This window comes from Edwardsiella ictaluri ATCC 33202, from assembly GCF_000264785.1.
Taxonomy (GTDB): domain Bacteria; phylum Pseudomonadota; class Gammaproteobacteria; order Enterobacterales; family Enterobacteriaceae; genus Edwardsiella; species Edwardsiella ictaluri.
In genome coordinates this window covers 1-14,496 of sequence record NZ_AFJI01000023.1, presented here as the reverse complement: position 1 = coordinate 14,496, position 14,496 = coordinate 1, and the positions used below count along the sequence as shown (strand labels likewise).

The following is a 14,496-nucleotide window of genomic DNA, read 5'->3' as shown; positions in this document are numbered from 1 at the left end:
GCAGCCGGACTGGTATGGCGCAGAGCAGCACCAACACTGCGTATCGGGGACCCAAATAAGGAAGAAAAAATGGCAGCGATTAATGTGGCGTTAGCCAGTTGTACCACAGAATACCCTGTGTTTTACGAAGATGAAGTGGATATCCACCTCAATCCCAAAATCGGCGCTGACTGGCAGCTACGCGGGCAGCAAAAGCGCATCGTCACTCCGGGCCAGGATGAAAAGTACTCTCTTGCCGGCGCACTGCACAGTGGTACGGGTAAAGTCAGCTACGTTAGTGGAAACAGTAAATATTCATCCTTATTTATCAAACAATTAAAAAATCTGAAGGCGACATGCCGGCGGGCAAAAACGATTATGCTCATTGTCGATAATTACATCATTCACAAAAGCTGTGAAACATTGCGCTGGCTGAAAGCAAACCCAACGTTCAAGGTGATTTACCAGCCGATTTACTCGCCGTGGGTCAATCATATCGAACAGTTGTGGCAGGCGCTTCATGAGACAATAACCCGAAATCACCAGTGCCGTTCAATGTGGCAACTGTTAAAAAAGGTTCGTCATTTTATGGATACCGTCAGCCCATTCCCCGGAGGGGAACATAGACTGGTTAAAGTGTAGCGGTATTAGGATCAGTTAGTTAGATTATCCGTGGCTATTCAGATTCAGGGCAAAGATAATCTGCTCTTCGGTGAATCGTAACTTTTTCATCGGCACCACCTCCGTTCAAGGGAGTGTTTATCATGCCGGAATTCTGTTTCTGAATGGCGCAGGATTTTGGGGTAGGGTCACTCCAGTCGCTGTGCATCCTCGAAATCAGGGAGACCATACAGCGCTTCCTGCTCTACACTGTTTAAAACAGCCAGCCTACTGCTTGATCACGATCTGTCATCCTGACCTCATGAGTCGTGTCCGTAAGAAGATCGCTCAACGGACTGTAAAATGATTTTTTGAACCTTCGGAAAAATTACTGCTGGCGTTGTCTCATATAACTGGTACGATATTAATCTATTTCATGACATCTTAAACGTAAACTTTATGACTGAAATACGGGTTGGCTATACTCGGTACTCAACCAACAGGAAGCACTGGTGAAACTCGGTGTATCCCCAGACCGGATTTACACCGATAAAGGATTTACCAATCAGGCGCTAGCCGCCGTTCATAATAGTGACACACTGATAGTACCAAAACTTAATTGCCTGGCCCGCCCGCTTCCTGATGCGCGTCAGGTAGCCGACGCACTGTAAGCCAAGGGAGTGAAGTTGGCGTTGGGTAGCCTCTATGATCCCGCAGACCCAATGGGGAAAATATTCTTCAACGTACTGGCCACGTTAGCTGAGTTTGAAGGCGATCTGATACGGCTATGCACCCGTGAAGGGATGTCCATTGCCGGGCAAAAGGAAATCTTCGGGGAATGCGGCAAAAACTGTCGGGTAAACAACAAAAAGAGCTATGCCGGATGAATGAAGTCGGACAATACTCTATCAGCGATCTGGCTGAGTTATTTTCGATATCCCGTCCGACGGCCTATAGGACACTCTCCCGTGGCAATGGCAGGAAGGATATTTTATTCGCAGCCATAGTTTTAAACATTGACTAAACATCGAGAGAGAAAATGAAAAAAATACATTTTTGGTTGACGATTCTGTTATCACTTTCAGGTATTCATTCCGCAACGGCAAAAGGATGGCAGGATATTAAACAGAGTGGAGAGTTACGTGTGGGAGTACCTGGTGACTATGCTCCTCTTGCATTTCACGACAAGCAAGGGCATCTGGTTGGTTTTGATATTGATATGGCGCATTCACTGGGCCAGGCGTTGCACCTCAATATCCGTTTTGTGCTGAGTAGCTGGCCTACGTTATCAGCGGATCTGGCTGCTGACAAGTTTGATATTGCGATGGGAGGGGTCACTGAAACCCCCGATAGAAGAGAAAAGTTCGCACTTTCCTCTCCTGTTCTTAAAAATGGGAAAATAGCACTGACACAGTGCAACAGGGTTAATGACTTCAAATCCCTTGAGGATATAGACCATACAGAAGTCCGGGTTGTTGTTAATCCGGGAGGCACAAATCAGGACTATGTTGACATACACATCAGGCATGCGAAGGTTATTCGTGAAAGAGACAATACCGCCAGTTTGCAGCGGATCCGTGAGCGCAGCGCTGATATCATGTTTACCGATTTACTCGAGGGTAACTATTACCAGAACAATGAGCCTGGCATCTTCTGTGTATCAATTATGAACATTTTACCAGGAACAGTAAGCAATAAAGTTTATATGATGGCGAAGGATAATAAGTATCTTCTTAAAACTATAGACAAGTGGCTATCTGACGGAAACAAAAGCAGGCTTTCCAGAAAGTGGCAGATATCTACAGAGTAGCAACACGCTTTTACTTATAAAATGACGAATATGAAAAGTTTTCAAGGCTTCTTTCGTCGAGCTCCTATATCATGGATACTTCCGTAGTGTTGGTCAGCCTCTCGACGGTATACCCCTCTTTTCTAGCTGGCGAGCAGATAGCACAATCACCGAAACCATGGCTATGTAGGACAGCGCTGCAAATAAATAGGCATGAAAGAACTGAAAATTTGTGGATGCTACCTCCTGAATCCGTGAAAAAAAATCAATAAAGCCAATCAGAAACGCATAAGAGCTATCTTTAAGATTAGCGATCACCTGATTGGTCAGGGATGGTGTTGAACGACTAAAGACTTGTGGTAAAACAATATGCCAATAGACCTGTAAATCAGTAAAACCCTGCGCCCGAGCAGCCCGCAGTTCTGCTTCATCCAGTCCCAGCCAAGCTGAGTACAGATAAGATGCATTATAGGCTGATACATTCAGGGTAAAACCTAGTACTGCCACCGCAAACGACGATAAATGAACACCGTAGTTCGGCAAGCCATAGTAGACAACAAATAATAGTACGATGAGTGGAGTACCGACAAAAAATGAAATGTAACCATCGACACTGCGAATCAACCATTTTCGCCGACTAATTTTCATATACAGTAACAACATCCCCCCCAAGAGCCCAGTGATAGATACAACTCCGGCCAGCATCAGTGTGTGCCATAGCCCATCCAGAATCAAAGGGAATTGATCTATAAGATCCGACTGAAAACTCATCCATTGATTAAACATTACCGTAACGCCCAAAGAAATCACGTATCGATTCCTGCTGCTGCTGTTTCAAGGCCTGAATACTACCCTGTGCCCGTACCATGCCTTTGTCGAGAAAGGTCACCTTGTCTGAAATCTGTTCTGCTAACAGTACATCGTGGGTCACACAAACCAGGGTAACACCGCCATGTAGTCTATTTATCAATGATGCGACTTCTCGGGTCATGATTGGATCCAAGGCTGAAGTCGGTTCATCAAAAATCAGTATTTCAGGATCCATAGACAAAGCCCTAGCCAAGGCAACCCGTTGCTTTTGCCCACCAGACAACTGTTTTGGCAACTTCTCGGCATGCACAGCCATTTCAAAGCGTGCAAGCTCATGCATCGCCCGCTCACTGGCTTGCTGCCGACTCATGCCGCATAATTTCCGTAATCCAAGAGTAATATTTTCTCGCACTGTTAAATGGCGATATAGAGCAAAGCTTTGAAATACAAAGCCAAATTTTTTTCGTAATTGTTGAATATCAACTCCAGGGGCCATGATATTTTCCCCATGAATATAAATATCTCCAGAATCAGGCTCAACCAGACGGTTAAGACACATGATCAGTGTCGTCTTACCGCAGCCAGAAGGCCCCATGATTACCTTGACTTCACCACTCTCAATATCAAGATCGATACCTGCCAGCACATAATTCTCTTCGTATTTTTTTACAAGATTACGAATTGAAATTAAAGACATTCCATCACTCCAGAAAAATATCAAGGTGTTAAGTTAAATAGCTATTCGATGCTCAACCAGTCCCATTAAAAACAAAATCACCTTGTAAATACAGAAATACAAAAAACCAACTATGACATAGACAAGCACACCCAAGTTGGTAGTTGAGGTCAAAGCCATGGCCTGACGCATAATTTCTGAAATACCAATTGTGTAGGCAAATGCCGAGTTCTTTAGTACGGTACTAAACTCATTAACCACACCTGGAAAGGAAAAACGAATCATCTGTGGAGCCTCTATATTGAAGAAAATCTGCAAACGCCCCAACCCCATCGATTTAGCTGCCAGTAGTTCAGTTCGGTCTACCGCATTCAGGGCTCCACGAAATACCTCTGACAAAAAAGCGGCAGCAATCAGGCCAAGGCTCAAATTGATCGCTATCATAGCTGAAACACTCCAGCCAAGGTTAGGTAGGCCGAAGTAAACCAGAAAAACCAGTACTAGTACTAGTACTGGCACACTACGAAATATAAAGACACAGCTATCAAGTAAGTGCCTAACACCTGGCAACTCCAATTGCCGTATGCCAGTTAGCAAAAGTGCCACCACCATACCAGTAATAAAACAGCTGACCGTAACTAGAGTCGTAGTGATGACTCCCTGTGACAGTTGTAAAACAACATTAACCAGTTCAGTCCAGTTCATGTGGCACCTGACGCTACTTCATCCATTTATCAACAATAACATTTATTTTTTCCTGTCCTTCTTCATCCAGAAACTGGTTAAACTGGTTACGTAGAGGGGAGTTCTTTTTAAAAGCAAACCCAAGAGAATCCATCCTCTTAAAGCTATAGCTATTGATGATTGGATAATTTTTCTTATTTTTATAAAAGATTAATACTGGGTCTTCAACAAAAGCAAGGTCAATATTACCATTTTTCAGGTCTTGCATGGTTTCACTATAGGAAGGATAAAGCCTCACGTCGCTCAGCTGGTAATAACCTTTTGGTTGCAGCTTGCTCTTAATCAGACCTGAGTAGGCCATGCCTCTCGGATAACCAATTTTATATTTTTTGAGTTGTGATAAGTCAGTTATCTTAATATTTCTGCTGGTCATGCTTACCAAATTCCAAGAGTTCTCATAGTATGGCTTGGAGAAGTCCATCACAGCTTCACGTTTTGGCGTAATGGATATTGCTGAAAAGGCTACATCGGCCTGACCGCTGGCTAAGGCCCCCAACATCCCTTCAAAGGTGTATTCCTTGACCCTCAGCGTACAATCATTCTTTTTACAAAACGCATTAAAAATATCCATCTCAACCCCTTCAATCTTACCTGAAGGTGATTTTGACAACATCGGCGGGGAATTAGCCGCAACAGCAACATTTAGCTCTGTAGTCGCTATTGCTGGTGATGAGAGAATGCCAAATACTACAACAGTGCTCAGTAATGCTTTGTATTTTTACAAAATGATTTTCCTGCTAGAGTTATTGATAAATTTGAACTCCATCATCCTTGAGCGTCACATCATAACTACTGACATTAGCAGTCAGTTGCACAAATCTCTTTCTAACCTTTTTCATCACCTGATCTGCCAGATAGTAATCTAGTGGCTCTTCTAGGTTAGTCAGAATGGCTTCATGTACATATAATGTCTTGATCCTACCACAACGAGATCTCCCCCCTTCCTGGGAGGAAACAAATCTCACTTCCTGTGCTGCAATATACATATATAATGCTCAACACAAGGTATCAGTAAGGAAAAAATATGCCAAAATCACTATCCTATTGATATAGATATCTACCTGATGATAGAAGAAGCGTATGGTTTTCCGGTAGAATTCTTATATGACGAACCTGATGGCGTCATACTACAACGTGTAAATCCTGGTCATCAGCATCATCTTTATATTAAAAATAATCGCGTAATCAAAGCGATAAGAGAGTAGCGAGCAAGGAATGCCGTGCAGACAGAAACCCTGAAACACCGGCATTGACAGACTGGGGAAGACCTTACCAAACAAAGCCCTGAAAGCGCACCGCCAAGCTATCCACCTCTTTCACCCAGCTCGGCATCCATTGAATGCCAGAACAGGAGCTCGGTGACCGCCCATCCCGGGCCGCTCAGCGTCAGGGGCATCGCCAGCGATGCCAGCATCACTGTTACCTTGTTAACTATTCCATCTCTCCGTGGTGAAACGCTCACACACTCACAACATATTGATTTACAATCAATATTATTTGCACTGCGTGCCATGCCACGTGCATATGACAGAAAAATAGCCGCAGGATGAAATAAAAGATGGCGTGACCGTGACACCCGGCGCCAGGCTGGGAAGCATTATCAATGCGTGAGGCCGCGTAAAGGGAGATAGGGGACCGACGGTATCACGCGCGCCCACCAGCGTCGGCGCCGGGAATGCCGTACAATGAACGGCACGCTGCCTGCGCTCCCCATCACCTAATGGAAGGCCCATGAAACTCACCATTGAACGTCTGCATACCCTCAACGCCGCCGATCTGAGCGATCTGCAAAAAATCTGGCCGCAGCAAACGCCGCAGGCATGGCAGCGCGGGCTGGACAACGGCGGTGCGCTGTTTGTCGCCCGCTTTAACGATCGTCTGCTGGCAGCCGTGAAGGTGACGCAGGATAACGGCATCGCGACCCTGCACGATCTGAGAGTTCGCGAGGTCACCCGGCGGCGCGGCGTCGGTCTGTACCTGGTGGAGGATACGCTGCGCCAGCTGCCGGACATTCACGCCTGGCAGCTGCCGCTTGGCGATATTCCGCCAGCGCAGCTCGCCATCATGGACGGCTTTATGCGCGCCTGCGGCTTCAGCCGCCGGCCGGAGGGCTGGCGCCGTTAACCGCGCGCGGCGCGCCAGACCGCCGCAACGTTGCGCGCCGTAACACGCAGATTATCGTGCGCCTGCGCCAGCACCTCCTCCAGGGGGGAAACGCGGCACAGCACCGAAAATACTGCGTCCAGTCCATGGGCATGCACCACGCCATAGTCGGGCGTCATCCCCCCGGCTAATGCGATGACCGGCACGCCGGCGGCCTTCGCTACCCGCGCCACACCGATCGGCGTCTTGCCGTGTACGGTCTGGCTGTCGATACGTCCCTCGCCGGTGATCACCAGGCTGGCCCCCTGCACCGCCTGCGCCAGATCCAGCGCGTCGGTGACGATCTCAATGCCGGGACGCAAACGGGCATTCAGCAGGCTACACAGCGCCGCGCCCATGCCACCGGCCGCACCGCTTCCCGCCACCCTCAGCACCGATCGGCCGCTGACCTGCTCCAGCAGCGTGCCATAGCGATGTAAGGCGGTATCCAGACGACGCACCTGCTCCGGCGTAGCCCCTTTCTGCGGGCCGAATACCGCCGATGCCCCCTGCGGGCCGCACAGTGGATTATCGACATCGCAGGCTACCAGAATATCGGTTTGCGCCAGCCGGGCATCGAGCCCCGTCAGATCGATGTGTGCCAGCTCACCCAGGGCGCCGCCGCCATAGGCCAGCGCCTCTCCCTGCGCATCGCTGAGCCTGGCGCCCAGCGCCTGCATCATTCCGGCACCGCCGTCGTTGGTCGCACTGCCGCCGATCCCCAGGATCAATCGGCGTGCGCCGCGATCGAGCGCCGCCAGGATCAGCTCACCGGTACCGTAGGAGGTGGTGATGCTCGGGTCGCGCTGACCGGGCGGCACCAGATGCAAACCGGAAGCGGCCGCCATCTCGATCACCGCGGTTCCGCCGTCGCCCAGCCAGCCAAAAAAGGCCGCCACAGGCTGCCCAAGCGGGCCGGTAACCGTCTGTGCGATGCGCTGCCCACCGGTCGCCGCCACCATGGCATCGACGGTGCCCTCGCCGCCGTCCGCCATCGGCAACAGCAGGTAGTTGGCATCGGGATAGATCTCACGAAACCCCTGCTCAATCGCCTGTGCCACCTGCATGGCGCTCAGGCTCTCCTTAAACGAATCGGGGGCGATCACAACTTTCATACTCTCTCTTCTCCGTTAACCCGCCAGGTGGAATACGCCGAACATCAGCGTGGAAATCAGCGCGATCATCAGACCGACCGCGGTTTCATAAGGGATCAGCTTCAGGCGCTCATGCACCTGCATATTGACGCTGCCGCCGGTGGCATGAAAGAAGCTGCCGTGCGGCATGTGATCAAATACGGTCGCACCGGCATGGATCATCGCCGCCCCGGCCAGCGCCGTGATCCCCATCTCCAGCAGGGTGGCGCTAAAGACGGCGGAGGCCACGGCGGTGCCCGCCGTCGTAGACGCGGTGGCCATCGACATCAGCGCGCCGGAGACCGGCGCCAGCAGATAAGAGGGCAAACCGGATACGCCCAAGCCGTCGATCAGCACCGTTTTCAATCCGGAGTTAGCGATGATGCCGGCCAGCGTACCGGTCCCCAGCAGCATAATTGCGACCGGCGCCATGCGCGATAGCCCGGAGACCATGTAGCGGTTGGCGTGACGCCACTGCCCCATGGCCAGCAGTCCGATCAGCCCCCCCAGCGGCAAGGCCAGCAGGGGATCGATGGCGATGCCCGCGACGGGGCGCAGGGCCAGCAGCACAATGGCCACCAGCGGCGCGGTCAGCGCGGCCATAAAGCCGGGCTGGCTGGCGTGATCGGCGGCCACCAGCTCATGGGCCTGAACCTTACTCCCGTGCCCGCGCAGGCGCCGCGCCAGCAGGTAAGCCAGAGCCAGGCCGAACAGTCCGGGCACGATACCGGCCAACATCAGGGAGGTCAGCGGCACGTTGAACGCCTCCGCTGCGGCGATGGTGTTGGGGTTTGGCGACATGACATTTCCCGCCTTACCACCGCCGACCATCGCCAGCAGAATGGCCATTTTAGAGATGTCGGCCCGGTGAGCGATAGCCAGGGCAATCGGCGACACGGTGATCACCGCCACATCGACAAAGACGCCGACGGCGGTCAGCAGCAGCGTAGCCACCGCCAGCGCCAGCAGCGCCCGCCCCTCGCCGACGCGGCGTACGATCGTCTCGGCGATGGCGCTGGCGGCGCCGGACTCAATCAGTACCCCGCGCCGAGAATACGCAGCACTGCGCTGGTGATCCCCTGCGCCCCGCCGATCATCAGGGCAATGGTCTGCACCAGATCGGCCCCGCCGACCAATCCCCCGGCCAACGCGCCGGCAATCATACCGTAGGCGGGAGGAACCTTGCGTAAAATCAAAATGATGGCAACGATCAGCGCCACCAGCGCCCCCGTTGCGGATACAGTCACCATAGAATGACTCCTCTTGTTATTTTTATCGGTATGGCCGCCGAGGGCGGCAAAGGGTACTCAGTGCTCTCCTGCCAAGCGGGAGAGCATCGATGCCGAGCCATTATGAAAAATAGGCGGGGAAAAGCTTGGGGGAAACGGACAGAAAACGCGCCGTGGATCGGCGCCGTTTTTGTAGGAAAGACCAAATTAGCCGTGCAGCTGCATACCGAGATAAAGCTGAATGACGCTCTGTAACTGGTTGATATTTAAATTAGTAATATCAGAGATCCGCTGCAGACGATAGCGCAGGGTATTGACGTGAATGTGCAGCAGTTTTGAGGTTTGAGACAGCTCACAGTTCTGAGCAAAAAATGTCCGTAGGGTACGGCACAGCACCCCGCGGCTATCCTGATGCTGTAGCCGCCGCCACACCTGCCCCAACTCATCCGCCTGCCAGCTGCCGGCCAGATGCTCCAGCAGCGTCGGCAGCACATGATCCTGGTAATAAATCACCGTCCCGGACAGGGCATGGCGACGCGCCAGCGCCTGCAGTGCCTGCGCGCTGCGGTAGGAGCGGCAGACAGCACCGGTACCGGAGAACGCCCCCCCGACATAGATATGCAGCGCGAAACGCGCCGCGATACCGCGGGTCAGCTGACGCACCGTCCGGCGCAGCGCCGGGCTCTCCATCACGCCGTCGCCGCAGGGCAGCAGCATCACCAGCTGGGCAAAGCCCTGTACCCCGATCAGCGCCTCGCGGTGCAGCGCCGTCAGGGCCTCCAGCAGAGCGCGCAGCGTCTCATGGTGGGCATCCTGCAGCGTAAACAGCAGCGCAATGCGCGGCTGCGCGACGTCAACGCCCAGATAGGCCGCCGTCGCCGCCAGCTGAGCCTCATCGCGCTCGTCGGCAATCAGCTGCTGTACCAAGGTCTCGCGATAGCGTTTCTCCCACTGGCTCTGCTCCAGCAGTGCCGCCTGCTCCAGAATCAGCTCTGCCGCCATACGCACCAGCTCGCCATAGGCCCGCACCTCGCCCGGCGCACCGGAGATCCCCACCACGCCGACCAGACGTCGGTGGAACGTGATCGGTAAATTGATCCCGGGGCGCACGCCGCGCAGCTGACGGGCCGCCGCCTCATCGATTTCAATGAGGCGATTTTCTGCCAGCACCAGCACCGCCCCCTCATGACGCTGATGCAGGCGGGCCGTATCGCCAGAGGCGATGATCACGCCGCGGGCATCCATCACGTTGACCGAGTGGCCGATAATCTCCATCGCCCGGTGAACTATCTGTCGGGCCACGGCTTCACTGAGATCGCTGCCGTCCATACATCCTCCATCGTACGCCCGGCGCGGCGATGCCGACGTTCGGACACAAAAAAGGCGATGCCGTCGCATCGCCCCTTATCCTGCCGTTACCGCGCTCAGGCTTCTATCGCCATACGCAGCTTCTTCATGGCATTTTTTTCCAGCTGACGCACGCGCTCTGCGGAAACGCCATAGCGATCGGCCAACTCTTGCAGAGTGGCCTTATTGTCACTGTCCAGCCAACGGGCGCGAATGATGTGCTGACTACGCTCGTCCAGCCCCTCCAGGGCGACGCTCAGCTTATCTGCGGCGTGGCTTTCCCAGTTGTCATCCTCGATCTCATTGGCAAAGTCAGAGGACTTATCCTGCAGGAACAGCACCGGCGCTGCCGGTGCACCCTCCTGCTCGTCATCACCGGGCAGGTCGAACGCCATGTCCTGAGCGGCCATGCGCGACTCCATTTCCAGCACGTCCTTCTCGCTCACGCCCAGTTCCCGGGCCACCAGCTCGACCTCGTCCTGATTAAACCATCCCAGGCGCTGCTTGGTTTTACGCAGGTTAAAGAACAGCTTACGCTGAGCCTTTGTAGTCGCGACTTTAACGATACGCCAGTTGCGCAGCACATATTCATGGATCTCGGCCTTGATCCAGTGCACGGCAAATGATACCAGGCGCACCCCCATCTCGGGGTTAAAGCGACGCACGGCCTTCATCAGGCCGATATTGCCCTCCTGGATCAGATCTGCCTGCGGCAGTCCGTAGCCAGCGTAGTTACGGGCGACATGAACCACAAAGCGCAGGTGCGACAGGATCAGCTGTTTGGCTGCATCCAGGTCTCCCTTGTAATGCAGCCGTTCCCCCAGCGCCCGCTCTTCCTCTGCCGTCAGCATCGGATAGGCGTTGGCAGCCCGCACGTAGGCCTCCAGACTGCCCTGGGGAACCAAGGTTAAAGTTTGCATTTCTTTGGTCATCAAACCCTCTCAATACGATAACAGTCCGTGCGTTACAGCTTTCGGCCGGGCAAAAGGTCCAAACGGTAAAGGCTAGCACGATCCTGAATAATTTGACCGTGAGTCATTCCACAAGTTCACTATTATAGCGGATATTATTGCACAAATCTGCAACAGTAGCTTCACAGAAGCATACGCTGCTTCGACGTGCCGGGGGAGAAATAAAACCATATCAGGCGGGAAACCAAGTTTGGGTCAGGCCACTGGCTCTCCCCCGTCTCGGACTCAACGGGGGGAGAGTATAGCATAAGGCGATATGACATCGTGTTACTGCGGCGTAAAACGGCGTAAATGCTGAACAGTCGCCAGCCAGGCAGCGATCCAGCCAATCATGGTCGCGACCAGCAGTAGCAGCAGACACTCATCCCAGCTGAGACCGTGCAGGGTAAAGGTGGTGCCAAATACCGAGGCCACCCGCGCGACCGCACTGTCCAGCTGCCAGACCATGGTCTGGGACAGGATCAACGACAGCAGGGCACCGCAGAACCCCAGCAGCGCGCCGCCGTTGAGAAACGGACGCAGAATAAAGCCATCTGTCGCACCGATAAGCTTCATCACATTGATGGTATCGCGGCGGCTAAAAATATTCAGACGGACGCTGTTGCCGATCACCAGGAATACGGCCACCACCATCAGTACCCCGATCATTCCGGCCACCTGGCCGACCAGCCCGGTCAGCGCCGCCAGGCGGGCAAACCAGCTGTCATCCATGCGCACCTCATCCACCCCCTTCACCGCCGCCACGCGATCGCGCAGGGTGTTCAGGGTGGCGCTGCTCTCAAAGTTCAGCTTCGGCGTAATGATCGCCACCGCAGGCAAAGGGTTCTCCTCCAGCATATCCAACGCGCCGCCAAAGCCAGACCAGTTGCGGAACTCGCCCAACGCCTCTTCACGCGACAGATAGTTGACCTTGGCCACACCATCCTGCTGCTTGAGGGTCGCGATCACCTGACTGGCGGCATCGTCATCCAGCGCCTTATCCAGATACACCGTCAGCTGCGGCGTAGGATACCACTGGGTCGCAGCCTCACTGACGTTTTTATAGGCTAGGTAACACACGCTCGGCAGGGTCAGCGAGATCGCGATAACCATCACCGTCAGCAGCGTCGCCAGCGGCTGACGCAGCATATCTGCCAGAGTATTGACCCAGGCATAGCGCCACTGTTCACGCCAGCCGCCGCGCAGGGCCTTGCTCTTATCCGGGCGGCGCGTCCGGGCATTGGGTTTACTGCTCATGTTGCCCCCCTCCAGCCATGCGCCCCTGACTGAGCGTCAGGATACGGTAGCGACGCCGGGCGATCAGCGTCATGTCATGGGTCGCCATCAACACCGTGACCCCGACGCGGTTAAACTCTTCAAACAGGCGCAGAATACCTTCGGACAGCGCCTCATCCAGGTTGCCGGTCGGCTCGTCAGCCAGCAGCACCGTCGGCTTGTTCACCACCGCGCGGGCAATTCCGACGCGCTGTTGCTCACCACCGGACAGCTGAATGGGGAAATTCTTCGCTTTATCCAGCAGGCCGACCTTATCCAGCGCCGCCGACACCCGGCGACGAATGTCTTCGCTGCTGGCACCGGCGATGATCAGCGGCATCGCCACGTTGTCATACACGGTACGATCAAGCAGTAGGTGATGATCCTGAAAGATCATCCCGATCTGGCGGCGTAAAAACGGCACTTCGCGGTTCTTCAACCGACTGATATCGTGACCGCCAAACCAGATATGCCCGGCGCTCGGGCGCTCAATACCGCAAATCAGCTTTAGCAGGGTACTCTTCCCCGCTCCGGAGTGGCCGGTCAAAAACGCCATTTCGCCCTGCTGCAGGTGAAAATCCACCCCCTGCAGGGCCTGACGCCCGCCCAGATACGCTTTACTGACCTGTTCGAAGCGAATCATCCGTTTTAATCCTCTCGGGCAAAAAGTGCCTCAATAAAATCATCAGCCTTAAAGGGGCGCAAATCCTCAATGCCTTCCCCGACGCCGATATAGCGAATCGGGATGCCAAACCGATCGGCAACGGAGAAGATCACTCCGCCCTTGGCGGTGCCGTCCAGCTTGGTCAGGGTAATACCGGTCAGCCCAACGGCCTCGTTGAACAGGCGCGCCTGACTGACGGCGTTCTGCCCGGTGCTGGCGTCGATGGTCAGCATCACCTCATGGGGTGCCTGCTCATCCAGTTTCTTCATCACCCGCACGATTTTTTTCAGCTCTTCCATCAGGTGTGATTTATTCTGCAGACGCCCCGCTGTATCAGCGATCAGAACGTCCACTTTACGCGCTTTCGCCGCCTGGATCGCATCGAAAATCACCGAGGCCGAATCGGCGCCGGTATGCTGGGCAATCACCGAAATATGGTTACGCTCGCCCCAGACCTGCAGCTGCTCCACCGCCGCCGCACGGAAGGTGTCACCCGCTGCCAGCATCACTGATTTCCCCTGCGCCTGGAACTGGCGGGCCAGCTTGCCGATGGTGGTGGTTTTACCCACGCCATTAACGCCAACCATTAAAATAACGAAGGGCTGATGCCCGCTGATATCCAGCGGTGCATCCACCTTCTGCAGGATCTCGCCCATCTCCTCCTTCAGCTTACCGTACAGCGCTTCGGCATCTTTCAGCTCTTTGCGGCTGGCGTGGGCGGTCAGCGAGTCGATGATCTTGCGCGTGGTCTCCACGCCGACGTCGGCCACGATAAGCTGCTCTTCCAACTCATCGAACAGATCGTCATCGATTTTTTTGCCGCGGAACAGGCTAAAAAAGCCGGATCCCAGATTTTGACGCGTCTTAACCAAGCTACGCTTCAGGCGGGCAAAGAAGCCCTCCTTCACCGGCTTCTCCTGCTCACGCACGCTGATCGGCGCGGGCGACGCCTCCTCTTCCGCGTCGATATCCTGCAGATCGGCGGTCTCTTGCGAGCGTGCAACCTCGGCCAGATCAACGATAGGCGCCACCGCCGACGTCTCTACCACCGAATCCTCGGTGGATACCGGGGAGACATCCAGCGCCGCGGTTGCCATGGCGGCCGCGCGGGCGACGATGATCTCCTGCGCCATCTGCTCTGCCTGCTCTGCCTGCTCT

At 54.2% G+C, this 14,496-nt stretch carries 13 protein-coding genes and 3 pseudogenes; 4 read left to right on the top strand and 12 right to left on the bottom strand.

From position 1 onward, the window contains the following. From EIEH_RS02515 to EIEH_RS02505, 3 genes and pseudogenes are all read left to right on the top strand, one after another. A pseudogene (locus EIEH_RS02515) lies at positions 1-621 on the top strand (IS630 family transposase); the annotation flags it as partial. Between the two features lie 417 nt (positions 622-1,038). Then, positions 1,039-1,603, top strand: a pseudogene (locus EIEH_RS19575) (recombinase family protein). A gap of 15 nt (positions 1,604-1,618) precedes the next feature. Continuing rightward, entirely contained in the window at positions 1,619-2,389 is a 771-nt protein-coding gene (locus EIEH_RS02505) for a transporter substrate-binding domain-containing protein (RefSeq protein ID WP_015872856.1), read from the top strand. Between the two features lie 93 nt (positions 2,390-2,482). On the opposite strand, the gene EIEH_RS02500 is transcribed toward EIEH_RS02505, so the two are convergent. From EIEH_RS02500 to EIEH_RS18770, 5 genes are read right to left on the bottom strand one after another with little or no spacing between them, the layout of a single operon-like run. Further along, positions 2,483-3,154: an amino acid ABC transporter permease gene (locus EIEH_RS02500; protein WP_015872857.1), complete on the bottom strand. Its 672-nt coding sequence runs from the start codon at positions 3,152-3,154 to the stop codon at positions 2,483-2,485. After that, the gene (locus tag EIEH_RS02495; RefSeq protein WP_015872858.1) at positions 3,147-3,875 is read right to left on the bottom strand and encodes an amino acid ABC transporter ATP-binding protein; all 729 of its coding nucleotides are present in this window, start codon (positions 3,873-3,875) and stop codon (positions 3,147-3,149) included. The genes EIEH_RS02500 and EIEH_RS02495 overlap by 8 nt, the downstream gene beginning before the upstream one ends. A gap of 33 nt (positions 3,876-3,908) precedes the next feature. Beyond that, positions 3,909-4,559 (bottom strand): amino acid ABC transporter permease, encoded by a 651-nt coding sequence (locus EIEH_RS02490; RefSeq protein ID WP_015872859.1) that lies wholly within the window; start codon positions 4,557-4,559, stop codon positions 3,909-3,911. 13 nt (positions 4,560-4,572) lie between these two features. Then, positions 4,573-5,301 carry a transporter substrate-binding domain-containing protein gene (locus EIEH_RS02485; RefSeq protein WP_035608573.1) on the bottom strand — a complete coding sequence of 243 codons (729 nt, stop codon included), beginning with the start codon at positions 5,299-5,301 and terminating at the stop codon, positions 4,573-4,575. Positions 5,302-5,341: 40 nt separating this feature from the next. Further along, positions 5,342-5,584 (bottom strand): hypothetical protein, encoded by a 243-nt coding sequence (locus EIEH_RS18770; RefSeq protein ID WP_041730600.1) that lies wholly within the window; start codon positions 5,582-5,584, stop codon positions 5,342-5,344. A gap of 745 nt (positions 5,585-6,329) precedes the next feature. On the opposite strand from EIEH_RS18770, the gene panM reads away from it, so the two are divergent. Next, positions 6,330-6,722: an aspartate 1-decarboxylase autocleavage activator PanM gene (panM, locus tag EIEH_RS02475; protein ID WP_015872863.1), complete on the top strand. Its 393-nt coding sequence runs from the start codon at positions 6,330-6,332 to the stop codon at positions 6,720-6,722. Here panM and EIEH_RS02470 read toward each other — a convergent pair. From EIEH_RS02470 to ftsY, 7 genes and pseudogenes are all read right to left on the bottom strand, one after another. Then, on the bottom strand, positions 6,719-7,855 hold the full coding sequence (locus tag EIEH_RS02470) for a glycerate kinase (RefSeq protein WP_015872864.1): 1,137 nt from the start codon (positions 7,853-7,855) through the stop codon (positions 6,719-6,721). The genes panM and EIEH_RS02470 overlap by 4 nt on opposite strands. Before the next feature lie 15 nt (positions 7,856-7,870). Beyond that, a pseudogene (locus tag EIEH_RS02465) lies at positions 7,871-9,123 on the bottom strand (GntP family permease). A gap of 186 nt (positions 9,124-9,309) precedes the next feature. Next, positions 9,310-10,431 carry a sugar diacid recognition domain-containing protein gene (locus EIEH_RS02460; RefSeq protein WP_015872867.1) on the bottom strand — a complete coding sequence of 374 codons (1,122 nt, stop codon included), beginning with the start codon at positions 10,429-10,431 and terminating at the stop codon, positions 9,310-9,312. Between the two features lie 95 nt (positions 10,432-10,526). Further along, on the bottom strand, positions 10,527-11,381 hold the full coding sequence (gene rpoH, locus EIEH_RS02455) for an RNA polymerase sigma factor RpoH (RefSeq protein WP_015872868.1): 855 nt from the start codon (positions 11,379-11,381) through the stop codon (positions 10,527-10,529). A 306-nt stretch (positions 11,382-11,687) separates the two neighbouring features. Further along, the gene (gene ftsX, locus EIEH_RS02450; RefSeq protein ID WP_015872869.1) at positions 11,688-12,656 is read right to left on the bottom strand and encodes a permease-like cell division protein FtsX; all 969 of its coding nucleotides are present in this window, start codon (positions 12,654-12,656) and stop codon (positions 11,688-11,690) included. Beyond that, complete coding sequence (gene ftsE, locus EIEH_RS02445; RefSeq protein WP_015872870.1) at positions 12,646-13,317, bottom strand: cell division ATP-binding protein FtsE; 672 nt, start codon at positions 13,315-13,317, stop codon at positions 12,646-12,648. The genes ftsX and ftsE overlap by 11 nt, the downstream gene beginning before the upstream one ends. Before the next feature lie 5 nt (positions 13,318-13,322). Next, the coding region (ftsY, locus tag EIEH_RS02440; RefSeq protein ID WP_050977387.1) for a signal recognition particle-docking protein FtsY at positions 13,323-14,496 on the bottom strand (1,174 nt) is incomplete at its 5' end.

Bases quoted from the DNA above. Each gene is read 5' to 3' on its own strand.
- EIEH_RS02505 (WP_015872856.1), top strand. From the start codon at position 1,619: ATGAAAAAAATACATTTTTGGTTGACGATTCTGTTATCACTTTCAGGT.
- EIEH_RS02500 (WP_015872857.1), bottom strand. From the start codon at position 3,154: ATGTTTAATCAATGGATGAGTTTTCAGTCGGATCTTATAGATCAATTC.
- EIEH_RS02495 (WP_015872858.1), bottom strand. From the start codon at position 3,875: ATGTCTTTAATTTCAATTCGTAATCTTGTAAAAAAATACGAAGAGAAT.
- EIEH_RS02490 (WP_015872859.1), bottom strand. From the start codon at position 4,559: ATGAACTGGACTGAACTGGTTAATGTTGTTTTACAACTGTCACAGGGA.
- EIEH_RS18770 (WP_041730600.1), bottom strand. From the start codon at position 5,584: ATGTATATTGCAGCACAGGAAGTGAGATTTGTTTCCTCCCAGGAAGGG.
- panM (WP_015872863.1), top strand. From the start codon at position 6,330: ATGAAACTCACCATTGAACGTCTGCATACCCTCAACGCCGCCGATCTG.
- EIEH_RS02470 (WP_015872864.1), bottom strand. From the start codon at position 7,855: ATGAAAGTTGTGATCGCCCCCGATTCGTTTAAGGAGAGCCTGAGCGCC.
- EIEH_RS02460 (WP_015872867.1), bottom strand. From the start codon at position 10,431: ATGGACGGCAGCGATCTCAGTGAAGCCGTGGCCCGACAGATAGTTCAC.
- rpoH (WP_015872868.1), bottom strand. From the start codon at position 11,381: ATGACCAAAGAAATGCAAACTTTAACCTTGGTTCCCCAGGGCAGTCTG.
- ftsX (WP_015872869.1), bottom strand. From the start codon at position 12,656: ATGAGCAGTAAACCCAATGCCCGGACGCGCCGCCCGGATAAGAGCAAG.
- ftsE (WP_015872870.1), bottom strand. From the start codon at position 13,317: ATGATTCGCTTCGAACAGGTCAGTAAAGCGTATCTGGGCGGGCGTCAG.